This window comes from Mesorhizobium sp. M0139, assembly GCF_040322455.1.
Taxonomy (GTDB): domain Bacteria; phylum Pseudomonadota; class Alphaproteobacteria; order Rhizobiales; family Rhizobiaceae; genus Mesorhizobium.
On record NZ_JAMYTN010000004.1, the window covers coordinates 30988 to 48963 of the forward strand.

Sequence of the window (17976 nt, forward strand, 5' to 3'; positions counted from 1 at the left end):
CACGGCATTGCTGCCTGTAAAGCGAAATGGGCCGGCTCAACAAGCCAGCCCACTCGACGTAAAAAATCAGGTCGTCAGTAGAGTCCGCCGCCGGGTGCCTGGATGGCTTCCGTAGCCTGCGGCGATAGCGGTCCGCCGGCGCCGTTGGACCCGTCGGCGCCCATGCCGATCACCCAATAGCTGTCGGCTGGGCCGGTGCCGGGCTTGAAGGCTTCGATGATGGTGCCGGGATCGCCCGACGCGGCACGCATGCCGGTCTTGCGGTTGATCGCGACCAGGTTCATGCCTTCCGGCACCTTGAAGTCGACATTGGGCGTGCCGTCCAGCGCAACGCGCATGAAGTCCTTGAAGATAGGCGCCGCCAGACCACCGCCGGTGGCGCCATGGCCGAGACCGCGTGGCGTGTCGTAACCCATGTAGAGGCCGACGACGAGGTTCGGCGTATAGCCGATGAACCAGGCGTCTTTCTCGTCATTGGTCGTTCCGGTCTTGCCGGCGATGTGGCGGCCAAGCTCGGCGATGGTGGCGCCGGTGCCGCGCTGGACGACGCCTTCCATCATCGAGGTGATCTGGTAGGCGGTCATCGGATCGAGCACCTGCTCGGAATTGTCGACCAGTTCCGGTTCGGGCTGGTTGTTCCATTCGGGCGCATTGCAACCTTCGCAGCCGCGCTCGTCCTGCTTGAACACGGTCTTGCCGTAGCGGTCCTGGATGCGGTCGATGAGCGAGGGTTTGATCGACTTGCCGCCATTGGCCATGATCGAATAGGCCGACACCATGCGCATCACCGTCGTCTCGCCGGAACCCAGCGCCATCGGCAGATACGGCGCCAGATGGTCGTAGACGCCGAACCTCTCGGCATATTCCACCACCAGCTTCATGCCCATGTCGTTGGCGAGCCGCACCGTCATCAAATTCCGCGACTTTTCGATGCCGGAACGCAAGGTCGCGGGACCGGCCACCGTGCCGTCATAGTTCTTCGGCGTCCAGGTCGTGGTGCCGCTCTGGATGGTGATCGGTCCGTCCATGATCACCGAGGCCGGCGTATAGCCATTGTCGAGCGCGGCCGAATAGACGATCGGCTTGAAGGACGATCCCGGCTGGCGCATCGCCTGCGTGGCGCGGTTGAACTCCGACTGCGCATAGGAGAAGCCGCCGACCATGGCCAGCACGCGGCCGGTATGTGGATCCATGGCGATCAGGCCGCCCTCCACTTCCGGCACCTGGCGCAACGTGTAGGCGCCTTCCGACCCTTCGTTCTTCTGCACGAAGATGACGTCACCGGGCTGCAGTACATCGGCCGGAGACTTGGCCTTGACCGTCTTGCCATCGACCACATGGCGCATGGCAAAGCTCATGTCTTCCTTGCTGACGGCGCCTTCGACGCGTTCCTTGACGATGTCGCCTGATATCTGCCGCGTCGGCTGCAGGCCGATGGAAAGGCCGGTCGCCGAGCTGTCGAGCACGACGGCAAGCGACCATTCCGGCACGTCTTCCAGCCCCTTGACGTTGCCCAGCGCCACGCCCCAGTCGCCGGAAGCATCGATATGCGTCACCGGTCCGCGATAGCCGCGCAGCGTGTCGTATTTGAGCAAGCCGTTCTGCATCGACTTGCGGGCGATGAGCTGGATCTTCGGATCGAGCGTCGTGCGCACCGAAAGGCCGCCCTCATAGAGCGCGTTCTCGCCATAGCGCGAGATGATCTGGCGGCGCACTTCCTCGGTGAAATATTCACCCGCAAACAGATAGGAGCCATTGCGGCGCGGCGTCACGCCAAGCGGCTCGGCCTTGGCCTTGTCGCCTTCCTCGCGCGTCACGTAGCCGTTCTCGACCATCTGGTCGATGACCCAGTTGCGGCGCTCGATGGCGCGGTCGGCATGCTTGAAGGGATGGTAGTTGTTGGGCCCCTTCGGCAGCGACGCCAGATAAGCGGCTTCCGCGACGGTGAGTTCGTTGACCGACTTGTCGAAATAGGTCAGTGCCGCGCCCGCAACGCCATAGGCGCCGAAACCGAAGAAGATTTCGTTGAGATAGAGCTCAAGGATGCGGTCCTTCGAATAAGCCTGCTCGATGCGGAAGGCCAGGATCATCTCCTTGATCTTGCGCTCGTAGGTCTGGTCCGAGGACAAGAGGAAGTTCTTCGCCACCTGCTGGGTGATGGTCGAGGCGCCGACCTGGCGCCTGCCCGAACCCAGATTCTGCAGGTTGACGTAGATGGCGCGGCCAAGCCCGGTGATGTCGATGCCGGGATGGTTGTAGAAATTCTTGTCCTCGGCCGACAGGAACGCCGCCTTGACCCGGTCCGGAACCGCCTGGATCGGTAGATAGAGCCGCCGTTCGCGCGCATATTCGGCCATCAGCGAGCCGTCGGAAGCATGGATGCGGGTCGTCACTGGCGGCTCGTACTTGGCCAGAACCTCGTAGTCGGGCAGGTCTTTCGATAGATGGCTGATGTATATCGCCACGCCCGCGGCGACGATAAGCGCCAGCGTCGTGCCGATACCAAAGAAATAGCCGATAAGACGAATCATGCCCGCTCCAGTCCGAGGTCCGGGAATTTCCTAGACGAAGCCGCCTTTCGCGCAAGCCTTCGCAACTGTCCCGATCCGTGATGGAAAACCCATGTCGCCACCATGTGGGCAAAATACGGCAGTGCCCGGTTTAGGCATCCCCCACCTGAAATAAAAGCGCCTGGTGTTGTCGTCGTGCAACGCTGCCTCCGGTCGTGGGCGGCGGCGACCATCTCAGCCTCCGGTTCCCGTTCCCATCTTGGCGGAGGCAAACAGGGCGACGGCGTTGGTGATGCTCTCCGCCGCCTTGCCGCGCCAGTCGGCGTCGAGCAGTTGCGCTTCATCCTTGGCGTTGGAGAGATAGCCGAGTTCCACCAGCACCGACGGCACATCGGGCGCTTTCAGCACTTTGAAACCGGCCGAACGCTGCGGATTGTTGATCAGGCCGACGCTGGTGGACAACTGGCCGACCAGAGTGTGGGCAAAGCTCATCGAGAAATTATGCGTCTCGCGGCGGATCAGGTCGATCAGTATGTCGGTGACTTCCTTGTTGTCGTCCTTGATCACCATGCCGGCGAACTGGTCGGAGAGGTTTTCACGGTCGGCAAGCGCCTGCGCTTGCGGATCGGACGCCTTGTCGGAGACGGTATAGACGGTGGCGCCTCTGATACCCTTGACGCTGATCGTGTCGGCATGGATCGAGATCAAAAGGTCGGCCTCGTGCTGACGGGCGATGCGCACGCGGTCATCGAGCCGCAGGAACTCGTCGGAATCGCGCGTCATGAACACGTCGTAGTTGCCGACGGCGGCGAGCTTGTCGCGCAGTTCGGTGGCGAAGGCCAGCGTCACGTTCTTCTCGATGGTGCCGTTGAGGCCTTCGGCGCCACCGTCGATGCCGCCATGGCCGGGATCGATGACGATGGTGAAGCGATGCCCGGGATTGGAGATCGGCCCTGTGCCGACCCTGGAGCCCTTGTCGGTGGAGACGGTCGAGCCGGTGGTCAGCGCCTGGTTGGCAAGGGCTTCGTCGAACTCGCGGTCGGAGGCTGCCGACACGTCGATGGCGATGCGATAGCCTGCGCCGTCCTCGTTCTTGAGCACCTCGAGCTTGTCGACCGAGAACGGCCCCTTGCCGGTCAGGATCAGCCGCGATCCCTCGCCCTGATCGCCATAACGCACCGCTTTGACCAGGCCGCGGGCCTTGGCGTCCTTCGCGCCAATGGCGAATCGGGTGCGCGGCAGGTCCACGACCAGCCGGTTGGGGCCGCGCAGCAGGAACCATTTGATGTCGGGCTCGCGGTCGAAATCGATGACGATGCGCATCTTGGTTGCGTCGCCGGCCATCTTGTAGGCGGTGGCGCCGAGTGGCGCATCGGCGGCGCGTGAAACCGGCGCAAAAGCAAGGCAAAGCGCCAGCAGCAACAGCACACCGGCAGCGCGCAGGAAACGGCCTGCACGGCCATGGCCCTTGTCTGTGGTGCCCGCCAGTCCCATTTCTTTGCAGTCGCTCCCGGTTTGGCGCCTTGCGCCCGCGTGGTTGGTCGAAATGCCGGTCAGGCCGCAGACTCGATTAACGATTGGTATCCAGAGAAGGTTAACCAAGCCTTTTCATTGAGGATTAAGGCCTGTGCTTCCGTTACGGCACTGCTTTTTGCCGGCATCCGAAATCGGGGTTGCCTTCCACCCCGTCAAATCATAAAAGCGATGGTGGATCACTGCAATCCTGGAACCGCTTCTCCCGCAGCTTCCTGCTACAGGTCAGATGAAAGGCGGCTCCTTTCGCTCCAGCGAAAAGGCTTAGGTGATCGCGACGAATTTCGCAGGTGTGCGCCCGTGGCGGGGGAATCGCCTGCGTGAGGAAAACGGCCGGGTTTGTTCCCGTGCCGGCTCTGTATGAGCAAACAAGCTGGTCCGGTTCGTCCGGGCTTTGGTTCAAAAGGTTCTGCTGGTGACGATGGCTTCAAGCGCAATCATGGAAAGGTCCGCATCAAACCGCGCCATTGTGGCTGCGGGCGGCACCGCCATGGCGCTCAAGCGGCGTCCGGCGGACATTCAGACATCCGGCACCCACATCCCAGACACGCAGCAGCGGGCTTTGCCTCGCAAGCTGCGGCTGACGGCTGCCGGGAGGAAACGAAATAATGCCCAACAAAATGCTGATAGACGCCTCCCACCCGGAGGAAACACGCGTTGTCGTTATCCGCGGTAACCGTATTGAAGAATTCGACTTTGAATCCCAGGACAAGAAGCAGCTCAAAGGAAACATCTATCTCGCCCGCGTAACGCGCGTCGAACCTTCCCTTCAGGCAGCCTTTGTCGAATATGGCGGCAACCGTCACGGTTTCCTCGCCTTCAGTGAAATTCACCCCGACTATTACCAGATCCCGGTCGCCGATCGTCAGGCTTTGCTGCGCGCTGAAGCGCAGGAAGCCGAGGACGAGGAGAACGAGGACAATGACGGCGACGACCGCCAGAGCCGCGATCGCGGCCGGCGCGGCCGCCGGCGCGGCGGCAAGGGTCGTGAGCGCGGCGAACACAAGCGCGACGCCGGCGCCGATGATGAGAACGGCGAACATGGCGATGCCGGCAGCGATGCCGTCTCCGAAGAGCCTGCTTCCGAGCATGCCGCGGCCGATACCGCCGGGCATGACGATCATGCCGGGCATGGCGACAGCGAAGCTTCCGACGCCGAGACATCCGGGAGCGAACCGTCGGAAGGCGGCCCGACATCGATTGCGGCAAGCGTCGAAGCGGATGTGATCTCCGAAGCTGTCCCTGCGGCGGAGCCGGGTGACGAAAGGTCGTCCAGCGAGGCAAGCGGCGAAGCCACCTCCGGGGACAATGACCGCGGCATGCTGGAAGAGGTGCAGTCCTCGCATCCGGACGACCACGAGATCGAATCCGTAGGCGCCGAGGATGCGCTGGAAGAGGTGCGCAGCCGCCGCAAGCCGGTGCGCCGCCAGTACAAGATTCAGGAAGTCATCAAGCGCCGGCAGATTCTGCTGGTGCAGGTGGTCAAGGAAGAGCGCGGCAACAAGGGCGCTGCACTCACCACCTATCTGTCGCTTGCCGGCCGCTATTCCGTGCTGATGCCCAACACCGCACGCGGCGGCGGCATTTCGCGCAAGATCACCAGTGCGGTCGACCGCAAGCGCCTCAAGGAGGTCGTTGCCGATCTCGAAGTGCCGCAGGGCATGGGCGTCATCCTGCGCACCGCCGGCGAAAGCCGCACCAAGGCGGAAATCAAGCGCGACTACGAATATCTGATGCGGCTTTGGGAAAACGTCCGCAACCTGACGCTGCAATCCACCGCCCCTGCCCTCGTCTATGAGGAAGGCAGCCTGATCAAGCGCTCGGTGCGCGACCTCTACAACAAGGATATCGACGAGATTCTTGTCTCCGGCGAGGAAGGCTATCGCGAGGCCAAGGATTTCATGCGCATGCTGATGCCGAGCCACGCCAAGGTGGTTCAGCCGTTCCGCGACACGACGCCGATCTTCGTGCGCAACGGCATCGAGGCGCAGCTCGACCGCATGCTGCAGCCGCAGGTGACGCTGAAGAGCGGCGGCTACATCATCATCAACCAGACCGAGGCGCTGGTCGCCATCGACGTCAATTCGGGCCGCTCCACCAAGGAGCACTCGATCGAGGACACCGCTCTCCACACCAACCTTGAAGCGGCGGAAGAAGTCGCCAGGCAATTGAGGCTGCGCGATCTCGCCGGCCTGATCGTCATCGACTTCATCGACATGGAGGAGAACCGCAACAACCGCTCCGTCGAGAAGCGGCTGAAGGATCACCTCAAGAACGACCGAGCCCGCATCCAGGTCGGCCGCATCTCGCATTTCGGCCTGATGGAGATGTCTCGCCAGCGCATCCGCGCCAGCGTGCTGGAATCGACCATGAAGCCCTGCCCGCATTGCGGCGGCACCGGCCATGTGCGCTCCGATTCGTCGGTGGCGCTGATGGTGGTGCGGGCGATCGAGGAATTCCTGCTCAAGGATTCGCGCAGCCACATCACGGTGCGGACCCCGGCGGCGACCGCTCTCTATGTGCTCAACCACAAGCGCGGCACGCTGGTGGAACTCGAAAGCCGCTTTGGCCTGACCATCACCGTCGAGGCCGATGATACGGTCGGTGTGCAGCACTACGCGATCTTCCGCGGCGCCATTGCCGAAAAGCCGGAAGGCTTTGTCGAAGCGCGAACCTTCCCGGCCTATGTCGAGCCGGAAGAGCCCGAGGACGAGATCGTCATCGAGGAGGAAGACGACGAGGTTGTGGTACAGGCAGAGCAGCCGCGTCAGGCGCAGCCGCAGTCGCAGCAGCAGCAGCCGAGATCGGCTGAGGACGGCGAAGGCCGCGATCGCAAGCGTCGCAAGCGCCGCAGGCGGCGCGGCGGCAAGGATCGCGAACGCGAACATGGCGATCGCGAGCATGGCGCCGAAGGTGCTTCGGTTTCGGCGGCAAGCGACGACTTTGCCGCTGAACCAGGCGATGACGATGCAACACAGCAAGACGAAGCCCAGGTTGGCGCCGTCGAAATGGTGGAAGCATCAGATGACGCCCAGGGCAAGAAGCGCCGTCGCGGCAAGCGCGGCGGCAAGCGCAATCGTCGCGAAGACGGCACGGAGACCGAAGCCGGCGAAACCGCCTCGGTGGCCGAGGCCGCTGAAGTCGGAACGGCCGCAAGCGAGCCCGTAGCAGCCGTAGCGGTTGAAGAAGCAGCGGCTCCCGCCGCGGCGAACGACGACGCTCCAGCCGAAAAGCCGAAGAAGAAGCGCGCTTCAAGGGCAAAGAAGGCTGTGGTGGAAGTCGCCGATGAGACGGCGGCCGAGGCTGCACCGGAAGCTGCCGTCGAAGCAGCCGCCCCCGCTGCGGCCGATGCCGCCACGGAAACGACCGACGACGAGCCCGCCAAGGCTCGCCCGTCACGGCGCAAAGCCGTGGCCGCGGATACCTCCGCGGTGCCGGTGGTTTCCTCCAGCGTTGCCGACGAGGCAAAGGCCGAGGAAAAGCCGAAGCGCGCCGGCTGGTGGCAGCGGAAGGGCTTTTTCTAAGCTATTCAGCCGATTAAGATAGGTTCCTGACAAAAATCCCGCGCCGTTCAAACCACGGCGCGGGATTTTTGCATGCACGAATGACGGAAGGCGTCAGGGGGCGAAAATCGACCAGTTCATCATCCTGGCCAGTTTTTCCAAGGCGATCGACCCCAGCTTGGAATTGCCGTTGGCGTTCAAGCCCGGCGACCATACGGCGAGCGAAGCAACACCCGGCACGATCCCCAATATGCCACCGCCGACGCCGCTTTTGCCGGGAATGCCGACACGGAAGGCGAAATCGCCGGAACCGTCATAGTGGCCGCAGGTCAGCATCATGGCGCCGATGCGCCGCGCCCGCTCGGCAGACACCACGGAGTGCCCGGTTGCCGGGTTTCTGCCGCCATTGGCGAGGAAGCGGCCGGCCAGCGCCAATTGCCGGCAGCTCATGGCGATGGCGCAATGGTGGAAGTACACGCCCAGCGCCAGCTCCGGTGCATGGTTGAGATTGCCGAAGGATTTCATGTAGTTGGCAAGCGCGAAGTTGCGATAGCCGGTGGCGCGTTCGGAAGCCGCGACCTCGCGGTCGATGATGATGGTTTCGTCATCGGCAAGGAACTGGATGAAGCGCAGGATTTCGCCGATCGCCTCGCGCGGCTGGTGGCCGGCAAGCAGTATGTCGGACACGACGATGGCGCCGGCATTGATGAACGGATTGCGCGGAATGCCGTTCTCATGCTCGAGTTGCACGATCGAGTTGAACGGATTGCCCGACGGCTCGCGTCCGACACGCTGCCACAGCGCGTCGCCGACATTGCCGAGCGCCAACGTAAGCGTAAACACCTTGGAGATGGACTGGATCGAAAACGCCTGGTCGGCGTCGCCGGCGACCAGCACGCGGCCGTCATTGGTCACGGCGGCAATGCCGAATTTGTTCGGATCGACCTTGCCGAGCTGCGGAATGTAGGTGGCGACCTCGCCGCGATCGGAGCGCTCGGCCATCTCGGCGGCGACGTCGGCCAGCGCTTGTTCAAGATCCGGCATGCTCGTCCCCGCTATTTCAGCCAGCGCTCGATGCGCGCCATCGCCTCGACCATGTCGTCATGGCTGCCGGCATAGGAAAAGCGCATCGTGCGGTGTCCTGCCAGCGGATCGAAATCGCGACCGGGCGTCGCCGCCACATGCGCTTCGGCCAGCATTTTGCGCGCAAAGGCCATGCTGTCATTGGTATGCCGGGTGACATCGCAGAAAGCGTAGAAGGCGCCGTCCATCGGCGCCGCCAAGGGAAATCCGAGTTCCGGCAGGCGCCGCATCAACAGCTCGCGGTTCCAGGCATAGCGCGCCTTTACCGCTTCCAGCTCTTGCGTCGCCTTGAAGGCTTCGATCGCCGCGATCTGCGACAGTTCCGGCGGCGAGATGTAGAGGCTCTGGGCGATGCGCTCGATCGGCCTCACCAGAGCTTCCGGCAGCACCATCCAGCCGATGCGCCATCCGGTCATGCAATAATATTTCGAGAAGGAATTGATCACCGTCACGCCTGAGCCATGGGCCAGCGCCGTGGTGTCGGGCGCGGCATAGGCCAGCCGGTGATAAATTTCGTCCGATATCACCGCGATGCCGAGTTCTTCGGCTGTCCTCACCAGTGCCGACAACTCGTCGACGGGAATGACCGCACCTGTCGGATTGGCCGGGCTGGCGAACAACACGCCCTTCAGCGGTTTTTCCCGGTGCGTCGATTTCAAATGTTCGGCATGAAGATAGGCGTCGCTGCCGAGCTCGATCTCGACGATCTGGATACCGAGCGCGGCCATGATGTTGCGGTAGGCCGGATAGCCGGGTGCTGCGATGGCGACGCGGTCGCCGGGATCGAACATCGCCAGGAATGCCAGATTGAAGGCGGCCGACGATCCCGTGGTCACGGCGATCCGGTTCGGCGCGACATCGATCCCGTAATGGTCGCCACAATGCGTCGCGATCGCCTTACGCAGATCCGCCAGACCGAGCGTGTCGGTATAGCCGATGCGTCCGATCCTCAGCGCATTTGCGGCTGCTTCCCTCACGCCCACGGGCGCCGGATCGGATGGCTGGCCGACGGCCATGGAGACGACAGGCACGCCCGTCGCCTTCAGCCGGTTGGCTTCGGCCAGAATGTCCATGGCGTGAAACGGCTCGACTTCACCGCGGCGCGACAGCGAAACTACCATTTGACCTCAATCTTTCCGTCCGGCCCGCCGCTCAAAGCCATCAACCGGCGGCAGCGCCGCACAAATGCCCGATTGATGTGAGGATCACAAGTTCGCCTAGTTTCGGTGCCGTGACTTTTCATCGTTCGCCCGCTCGTTTACCAGTGGACCTCATGCTGAGCCGACCCAAATCGACAATGTCCAAATCTTCCATGGGGAAGACAGCGCGCGGCTTCGCGACGCTTTTGCTTGCCGCCGCCGTCGCTGTCACCGGCTCGGTGACGGCCTTCGCCCAGGCGGTGCCGGTTGTGCGCGATGCCGAGATCGAGGCGCTGGTGCGCGACTATGCGCGGCCGATCTTCAAGGCGGCCGGTCTTGCCAATGACGGTGTCGATATCGTTCTGGTCAACGATCAGAGCTTCAACGCCTTCGTTACCGGGCGCCGGCTGTTCATCAACACCGGCGCGCTGATGCAGGCCGAAACGCCCAACGAGATCATCGGCGTCATCGCCCATGAGGCCGGCCACATCGCAGGCGGCCATCAGCAGAAATTGCGCGACCAGCTCGAGCGCGCCAAGACCATGGCCATCATCGCCACGCTGCTTGGCGCCGGCGCCATCGTTGCCGGCGCCACCACCAACAGCCGCGGCCTTGCCGGCGCCGGCATGGGTGTCGCCGCGGGCGGCGGCGAGATGGCGCAGCGCAGCATTCTTGCCTACCAGCGCACCGAAGAGTCGACCGCCGACCGCTCTGCCATCACCTATCTCAATGCCACCGGCCAGTCCGGCATGGGCATGCTGAAGACCTTCGCGCGCTTCCAGAGCGCGCTGTCGCTTTCCGGCACGCAGGTCGATCCCTACCGCATCAGCCACCCGATGCCGCAGGAGCGCATCGCCAATCTCGAAGTGCTGGTCAAGCAGAGCCCTAACGTCGACAAGGTCGATCCGCCGGCACTGCAGCAGCGGCACGACATGATGCGCATCAAGATCGCCGCCTATATGGGCGGCCAGGCCGCGGCCACGCGGCTGATCCGCAAGGCCCCGGGCAGCCTCGCCTCGCGCTATGGCGAAGCGCAGATGGCCTATCTCTACGGCAATCTGGGTGCGGCGCTGACCAAGGCCAATGCACTGATCAAGGAACAGCCGAAGAACCCCTACTTCCAGGAAATGCGCGGCGACATACTGATGAAGGCCAACAAGCCCAAGGACGCCGCGGACGCCTATGCCAAGGCGGTCAGCCTCGATCCGGTGAGGTCGGGCCTGTTGCCCGTTTCTCTCGGCCAGGCGCTGATGGCCATCGGCACGCCCGATTCGCTGAAGAAGGCGGTGGTGCAGATCAACAACGGCCTCGGGCGCGACAAGGAAAACACGGTCGGATACCGCTATCTCGCCCAGGCCTATGGCGAGCTTGGCAACATTCCGGCGGCGGAACTCGCCACCGCCGAGGGCCATTTCTATTCCGGCGATTACACGAATGCGAAAATTTTCGCCATGCGCGCGCAAAAGGACTTGAAGCGTGGCGAACCCGGCTGGATTCGGGCGCAGGACATCATAAACTACAACCCTTCAGGCAAACTCAAGAAATGAACCTTCCGGTCGCCCGCGGCGACTAGGATAGACCGGAACCGGTAAAGAGGATGAGACGATGAACAAGGCAATATTGCTCGGCACGACGGGAGTGGCGGCTGTTCTTGCCATGCTCGCTTTCGGGTTCGTTGCCGGCAGTCCGCAGGTGGCCAAGGCCGGCACGGCGCAGACCGTGCAGACCGCCTCTGCCGACACCAAGATCGATCGCACTGAGGTCGAGGGCATTATCCGCGACTATCTCCTGAAGAACCCCGAAGTGCTGCTCGAAGTGCAGGAGGCGCTCGAGGCCAAGCAGAAGGAAGAGCAGCGCATAGCCAGCCTCGGCGTCATCGAGAAGGCCAAGTCCGAGATTTTCAACTCGACCTTCGACGGCGTCGTCGGCAATCCGAAGGGCAAGGTCACCATCGTCGAATTCTACGACTACAATTGCGGCTTCTGCAAACGCGCCATCGACGACATGCAGGCTCTGACAAAGGCCGATCCGGAGCTGCGCTTCGTGCTCAAGGAATTCCCGATCCTCGGGCCGGATTCGCAAAAGGCCAGCGTCGTCTCGATGGCTTTCCACCTGATGCATCCGGAGAAATACGGCGAGTTCCACAACGCCCTGCTCGGCGGCCAGGGCCGCGCCACCGAGGCGGCGGCCATCAAGGTTGCGCTGTCGCTAGGCGCCGATGAGGCGAAATTGCGCGAGAAGATGAAGGACCCGACCATCACCGAGGCCTTCTCCAAGACCTTCGACCTCGCCAACAAGCTGGCCATCACCGGAACGCCGTCCTATGTCGTCGGCAATGAAGTGGTGTTCGGCGCGCTCGGCCAGGAAGTGCTGGCTGAAAAGATCGAGGCGGCGAAAGCCGCACTCTGATCTTGCACGCGAGCCTATTTCTCACGGGCACATTTCCGCCTGTTGTGGACAGTGAAAGATCGCACTTGTGCTCTTTCCGCGGGCGGCTATGCCCATTATAGAAGGCCCTGCGCGCCGGCTTGAGGCCGGCGTCGGAAAAGGTCGGCATTTTTGAAAACGATTTTCGTCCTGAACGGCCCCAACCTGAACGCGCTCGGCAAGCGCGAGCCGGGCATCTATGGCGGCAAGACGCTTGCCGCGATCGCCGACGACTGCAAGCAGGCGGGCGCCGCGCTTGGCCTCGAGATTGATTTTCGCCAGTCGAACCATGAGGGCGACCTCGTCGACTGGATCCAGGAAGCCGGCGACAAGGCAGCCGGCATCGTCATCAATCCGGGTGCCTACAGCCACACCTCGATTGCCATTCACGACGCCATCCGCGCTGTCGCGCCGCTGCCCGTCGCCGAAGTTCACCTCTCCAACATCCACGCGCGGGAACCATTCCGCCACATCTCCATGGTCGCGCCGGTCGCTGTCGGCATGATCTGCGGGTTCGGGCCGCTTGGCTACTCGCTGGCGCTGCAGGGGCTGGCGGCACGCCTATGACCGGCCCACAAACAGAAGGCTCGAAAATGTCGATAAAGAAGACCGGTGTTGACCAGCAACTGATCCGCGATCTGGCGGGCATACTGAACGACACCAATCTCACCGAGATCGAAGTCGAGCTCGGCGACCTGAAGGTGCGCGTATCGCGCCAGGCGCCGGCCGTCCACGCCATCGCCGCACCGCAGGCCGGTTATGCTCCGGCAGCGCAGCAGCCCGCGGCGGGCGCGGCTACCGCACCAGCAGTGGCCGACCCGTCCAAGAACGCGGTCCCCTCGCCGATGGTCGGCACCGCCTATCTCGCGCCCTCGCCCGACGCCAAGGCCTTCATCGAAGTCGGCCAGAAGGTCAAGGAAGGCCAGACGCTGCTGATCATCGAAGCGATGAAGACGATGAACCAGATCCCTTCGCCGCGCGCCGGCACGGTGACGGCGATCCTGTTCGAGGACGGCCAGCCGGTCGAGTACGGCATGCCGCTCGTCGTGATCGAGTAGAGCGGGCCGGATGTTCCAGAAGATCCTCATCGCCAACCGCGGCGAAATCGCGCTTCGGGTGCTGCGCGCCTGCAAGGAACTCGGCATCCAGACCGTGGTCGTGCATTCGACCGCCGACGCTGACGCCATGCATGTCAGGCTCGCCGACGAAAGCGTGTGCATCGGTCCGCCGCCGTCGCGCGACAGCTATCTCAACATCCACCAGATCGTCGCAGCCTGCGAGATCACAGGCGCCGATGCCGTGCATCCGGGCTATGGCTTCCTGTCGGAAAACGCCAAGTTCGCCGACATTCTCGCCGCCCACAACATCACCTTCATCGGCCCGTCGGGCGACCACATCCGCATCATGGGCGACAAGATCGAGGCCAAGCGCACCGCAAAGCGGCTCGGCATTCCGGTTGTGCCGGGCTCCGACGGCGCCGTCACCGATCAAAAGGAAGCCAGGCGCATTGCCGCCGAGATCGGCTATCCCGTGATCATCAAGGCATCGGCAGGCGGTGGCGGGCGCGGTATGAAGGTCGCCCTTACCGAGGCTGACCTCGAGATCGCCTTGCAGACAGCGAGCACGGAAGCGGGAGCCGCCTTCGGCGACGATGCCGTCTACATCGAGAAATACTTGGAAAAGCCGCGCCACATCGAGGTGCAGGTATTCGGCGACGGCGCCGGCCGCGGCGTGCATTTCGGCGAGCGCGACTGTTCGCTGCAACGCCGCCACCAGAAAGTCTGGGAAGAGGCGCCCTCGCCGGCCCTCAACGCCGAGGAGCGCGCCCGCATCGGCAATATCTGTGCCAAGGCCATCGCCGACCTCGGCTACTCCGGCGCAGGCACCATCGAATTCCTGTACGAGAATGGCGAGTTCTACTTCATCGAGATGAACACGCGGCTGCAGGTCGAGCATCCGGTGACGGAGGCGATCACCGGCATCGATCTCGTCCATGAACAGATCCGCGTTGCCTCCGGCGGCGGGCTTTCGGTGCGCCAGGAGGACATCAAGTTCAACGGCCACGCCATAGAATGCCGCATCAATGCCGAGGACCCGCGCACCTTCACGCCTTCGCCCGGCACGATTACGCATTTCCACACGCCTGGCGGTCTGGGCATCCGCGTCGATTCCGGTGTCTATTCCGGCTACAAGATCCCACCCTATTATGACAGCCTGATCGGCAAGCTGATCGTGCACGGCCGCAACCGCGTCGAATGCATGATGCGGCTGCGCCGGGCGCTCGACGAGTTCGTCGTCGATGGCATCAAGACGACGCTGCCGCTGTTTCGCGACCTGGTCGGCAATGCCGATATCGCCAATGGCGACTACGACATCCACTGGCTGGAAAAGTATCTGGCCAAAGAGGAATAGCGCCCGACTTGCCGCTATGATGCCGCGATGACCCGTCCTTACGCTCCCGGCTATCGCATTCCGACCGACCTGTTGCTCAAGGCCTATGCCTCGGGCGTCTTCCCGATGGCCGAGAGCGCTTCCGACCCGGAAGTGTTCTGGGTGCGGCCGGAGACGCGCGGCATCATACCGCTCGATGGCTTCCACACGCCGAAGAGCTTGCGGAAGACGATCCGCAAGCACCCGTTCGACATCCGCTTCGATTTCGATTTCGAGGCGACGATCGACGGCTGCGCCGAAAAGCGCGAGGAGCGCCGCTCGACCTGGATCAACGCGCCGATCCGCGAAGCCTATATCGAACTGCACCGTCTGGGGCACTGCCATTCGGTCGAGGCATGGCGCGAGGAACGGCTGGTCGGCGGCCTCTATGGCGTCTCGCTCGGTCGCGTGTTCTTCGGCGAAAGCATGTTCGCCCGGGAAACCGACGCGTCCAAGACCTGCCTGTATCATCTGGTCGAGCGGCTGAAGGCGCGCGGCTTTGCCCTGCTCGACACGCAATTCACCACTGAGCATCTCAAACGCTTCGGCGCGGTCGACGTGCCGCGCGTCAAATACGAGAAGATGTTGGCCGACGCGCTGAAGGGCGAAGCCGTTTTTTATCCCTGATCGGAGACCGAGCGGCCGAGCCGGCTCGACCGGTGAAAGGGGTCAGCCCTTCGCGGTTTCCATCGGCGTCTGCGAATGGAACATCATCTTCCAGCCGTTGACACGGTGGACATAGCCAGTGCTGACCAGCGCCGCGTAGGGCTCGCCGTTTTCCCGTGTCGCATGAGCCTCATAGGTCAGCATGATAATGTCGCTGCCGGGCTCGATGATACCCTTGAGGTCGATCTGAAGGTCGCGCCAGCGGTTGGGCTTGGTCGCTGTCTTGGCCAGATCGGCATTGTCCATTGCCTGTGCCATCTCAGGAAATGCCACCAGGCATTCTGTGTCGACATTGGCGGCGTAGTAAGCTTCGTCGCCCGTCCAGAACCCCTTTTCGAGTTCGAGCAGGTCGTCTTTGCTGGCCGTGATCCGTTTGCTGTCCGACATCAGAATATCCTCCAAGCGCATAAATGCGTCATCGTCCATGGCCCAACGCATAGTTGCCACCACGGTTCCGGAGGATCAGTTGGTGTTGGTCGCGTCAGGTTCCGTGGGGTCTGGCTGTTCGGCGGCCGGAGCAGCGGCGGGCTTTGGCTTGGACGTGTCGACCTTGGGCGTCTCGGCACTGGCCGCGTCGGGCGGCGGCACATCCGACTTCTGCTTGCAGCCCTTTAGCCAGACGTCATAGACGGCGTGCTCGACGGCGTTTAGGCCGGGGCTCTCGGCGAACATCCAGCCGGTGAAGATGCGGCGGATCTTGCGGTCGAGCGTGATCTCGTCGACTTCGACGAAGGAATCGGTCTTCGGCTCTTCATTCTCCGGCCGCGAATAGCAGATGCGCGGCGTCACCTGCAAAGCGCCGAACTGCACGGTTTCGTCGATGTAGACATCGAAGGTGATGATACGGCCGGTGATCTTGTCGATGCCGGCAAATTCGGCGACCGGATTGGTGATGCGATCGGAGATTGCGGGTGCTGCCGCAGGCGCCTGCGCCGCGGCAAACGCTGTCGGGAACATGGCGATAGCGCCAATTGCCGCCAGTCCGGCCATCGATGTCAGGCTGAAAATGTTCATGCGGAGATACCGGTGGTTTGGGCCCGGGTGATTCTGTCACGCCCAAGGCTATTCGCCGTTGTCATATCAGCAAGCAGCTAAACGCCAATTGTGGCGACAAAGGACCGGCCGGCGGTCAAGAACCAGGCGTCCACGCATCGTAGTCGCCCGTCACCTGCGGACGGTGCTGATTGGTGAGCACGGAACCCTTTGGGCGATAAGCCGCCGGTGTTCCCGTGAGGTTCGGCTCATGCGCCTTTTCCCATTCGCGCGGCCGATAGTCGTCGCTTGGCGGCGCCACATCGACGCGGTGATGCATCCAGCCGTGCCAGCCCGGGGGGATCGCCGACGCCTCCGAATAATTGGCGTAGATGACCCAGCGGCGGGTGCGGCCTTCCGAATCAACGCCGCCTTCGTAGTAGACGTTGCCGGCCCCATCCTGGCCGACCTTGTTGCCGTGGCGCCAGGTGTGAAAACGGGTTCCCAGCGTCTGGCGGTTCCACCAGGTGAAAAACTGCAGAAGGAAAGTTTTCATTCAGATCCTCGCGGGCGCGCGGCGGTGGCTGTCCCTGCTTATGGCGTCAGGCCTTGGCGAAGGCAAGGGTTTTGCGGCGCCTGCGGCACTGACGGCATGCCGAAACGCTCGGTCATTGGCCGATCCATTTCGCACCTGCGAACCGACGCTTGCCAAGCCGGCTGCGTCTTCCTAAAGCTCTCATCGCCCGGCGCTGCCGCATGACCCCGAAAATCGAAATCGATTTTCGGAAAGGATCATGCGCAAACCCAAGTGCTACAGCGTCCTTTGCGCGTCCACGGGACGCGCGGCGCTGTAGTCAACGCCGGCTGCGGGAGGTGAGGAATGGCCTTAGCTGTCGCCAGGATCAGTGCGGAGACAATACGCGCCCGCAAGGGCGGCGTGCCGATCGTATGCCTTACCGCTTACACCTATCCCGTCGCCCGCCTGCTCGACGATCATGTCGACCTTCTCCTGGTCGGCGACAGCGTTGCCATGGTGCTGCATGGCCACAAGACCACGCTCGGCGCCTCGCTGGAGATGATGATCGCCCATGGCCAGGCCGTGATGCGCGGTTCATCAAAGGCCTGCGTGGTGGTCGATATGCCGGCCGGCAGCTACGAGACTTCGGCCGCGCAAGCCCTTGCCTCGGCGCGCCGCATCTCTGAGGAAACCGGCTGCCAGGCGGTGAAGCTGGAAGGCGGCGTCGAAGTCGCCCTCCAGATCGCGGCAATCGTCGCGGCCGGCATTCCAGTGATGGGCCATATCGGCTTGCAGCCGCAATCGGTGGAAAAGGACGGTGGCTACAAGATCAAGGGCCGCACGCCGGAGAATGTGGCCGCGCTCATGCGCGACGCCGACGCGGTCGAGAAAGCCGGCACGTTTTCGCTGGTCATCGAGGGCACGGTCGAGACCGTTGCCACCGACCTCACCCGGCGCATTGCCATTCCCACCATTGGCATCGGCGCCAGCCGCGATTGCGACGGCCAGATCCTGGTCATCGACGACATGGTCGGCCTGACGGTCGACCGGGTGCCGAAATTCGTCAAGGAATACGCCGATTTGCGCAGCGCGGTCGCCGATGCCGCGGCGCGCTACGCAGCGGAGGTGCGCAGCCGCACCTTCCCCGGGCCGGGCCACGTCTTTTCAGCCGCGAGCGACAAGGACAAGGCATGAAC

Annotated in this window: 15 protein-coding genes; 8 read left to right on the forward strand and 7 right to left on the reverse strand. The window is 63.1% G+C overall.

Annotated elements, in window-relative coordinates; genetic code table 11:
• Positions 1–74: 74 nt before the first annotated feature.
• Positions 75–2531, reverse strand: a complete 2457-nt coding sequence (locus NKJ58_RS07465; RefSeq protein ID WP_023667477.1) for a penicillin-binding protein 1A — start codon at positions 2529–2531, stop codon at positions 75–77.
• A gap of 213 nt (positions 2532–2744) precedes the next feature.
• A complete protein-coding gene (locus NKJ58_RS07470) occupies positions 2745–4004 on the reverse strand; it encodes an N-acetylmuramoyl-L-alanine amidase (RefSeq protein ID WP_023688387.1) in 1260 nt (419 codons plus the stop codon).
• A gap of 647 nt (positions 4005–4651) precedes the next feature.
• Between NKJ58_RS07470 and NKJ58_RS07475 the strand changes: the two genes are divergently transcribed.
• On the forward strand, positions 4652–7567 hold the full coding sequence (locus NKJ58_RS07475) for an Rne/Rng family ribonuclease (RefSeq protein WP_352852909.1): 2916 nt from the start codon (positions 4652–4654) through the stop codon (positions 7565–7567).
• Positions 7568–7660: 93 nt separating this feature from the next.
• Here the strand turns inward: NKJ58_RS07475 and NKJ58_RS07480 are convergent, their stop codons facing one another.
• A complete protein-coding gene (locus NKJ58_RS07480; RefSeq protein ID WP_352538201.1) occupies positions 7661–8590 on the reverse strand; it encodes a glutaminase in 930 nt (309 codons plus the stop codon).
• A gap of 11 nt (positions 8591–8601) precedes the next feature.
• On the reverse strand, positions 8602–9750 hold the full coding sequence (locus tag NKJ58_RS07485; protein WP_352852910.1) for a pyridoxal phosphate-dependent aminotransferase: 1149 nt from the start codon (positions 9748–9750) through the stop codon (positions 8602–8604).
• A 152-nt stretch (positions 9751–9902) separates the two neighbouring features.
• On the opposite strand from NKJ58_RS07485, the gene NKJ58_RS07490 reads away from it, so the two are divergent.
• The 6 genes from NKJ58_RS07490 to aat all read left to right on the forward strand — a co-directional run bounded on the left by NKJ58_RS07490 (position 9903) and on the right by aat (position 15252).
• Complete coding sequence (locus tag NKJ58_RS07490; protein ID WP_352637844.1) at positions 9903–11315, forward strand: M48 family metalloprotease; 1413 nt, start codon at positions 9903–9905, stop codon at positions 11313–11315.
• A gap of 58 nt (positions 11316–11373) precedes the next feature.
• The gene (locus tag NKJ58_RS07495) at positions 11374–12177 is read left to right on the forward strand and encodes a DsbA family protein (RefSeq protein ID WP_023822934.1); all 804 of its coding nucleotides are present in this window, start codon (positions 11374–11376) and stop codon (positions 12175–12177) included.
• 150 nt (positions 12178–12327) lie between these two features.
• Complete coding sequence (gene aroQ / locus NKJ58_RS07500; RefSeq protein ID WP_023822935.1) at positions 12328–12762, forward strand: type II 3-dehydroquinate dehydratase; 435 nt, start codon at positions 12328–12330, stop codon at positions 12760–12762.
• 26 nt (positions 12763–12788) lie between these two features.
• Positions 12789–13253, forward strand: a complete 465-nt coding sequence (gene accB / locus NKJ58_RS07505) for an acetyl-CoA carboxylase biotin carboxyl carrier protein (RefSeq protein WP_023734408.1) — start codon at positions 12789–12791, stop codon at positions 13251–13253.
• Between the two features lie 10 nt (positions 13254–13263).
• Complete coding sequence (gene accC / locus NKJ58_RS07510) at positions 13264–14607, forward strand: acetyl-CoA carboxylase biotin carboxylase subunit (RefSeq protein WP_023681497.1); 1344 nt, start codon at positions 13264–13266, stop codon at positions 14605–14607.
• A 27-nt stretch (positions 14608–14634) separates the two neighbouring features.
• Entirely contained in the window at positions 14635–15252 is a 618-nt protein-coding gene (gene aat, locus NKJ58_RS07515) for a leucyl/phenylalanyl-tRNA--protein transferase (protein ID WP_023681498.1), read from the forward strand.
• A 42-nt stretch (positions 15253–15294) separates the two neighbouring features.
• Here the strand turns inward: aat and NKJ58_RS07520 are convergent, their stop codons facing one another.
• The 3 genes from NKJ58_RS07520 to NKJ58_RS07530 form a co-directional block, all read right to left on the reverse strand.
• Positions 15295–15678 carry a hypothetical protein gene (locus tag NKJ58_RS07520; RefSeq protein WP_023667489.1) on the reverse strand — a complete coding sequence of 128 codons (384 nt, stop codon included), beginning with the start codon at positions 15676–15678 and terminating at the stop codon, positions 15295–15297.
• A 75-nt stretch (positions 15679–15753) separates the two neighbouring features.
• Complete coding sequence (locus tag NKJ58_RS07525; RefSeq protein ID WP_352852911.1) at positions 15754–16305, reverse strand: DUF2155 domain-containing protein; 552 nt, start codon at positions 16303–16305, stop codon at positions 15754–15756.
• A 115-nt stretch (positions 16306–16420) separates the two neighbouring features.
• Positions 16421–16819: an NADH:ubiquinone oxidoreductase subunit NDUFA12 gene (locus NKJ58_RS07530; RefSeq protein WP_023667491.1), complete on the reverse strand. Its 399-nt coding sequence runs from the start codon at positions 16817–16819 to the stop codon at positions 16421–16423.
• 324 nt (positions 16820–17143) lie between these two features.
• Between NKJ58_RS07530 and panB the strand changes: the two genes are divergently transcribed.
• Positions 17144–17974, forward strand: coding sequence for a 3-methyl-2-oxobutanoate hydroxymethyltransferase (gene panB, locus NKJ58_RS07535; protein WP_352852912.1), 831 nt, complete (start codon positions 17144–17146; stop codon positions 17972–17974).
• Positions 17975–17976 lie beyond the last annotated feature (2 nt).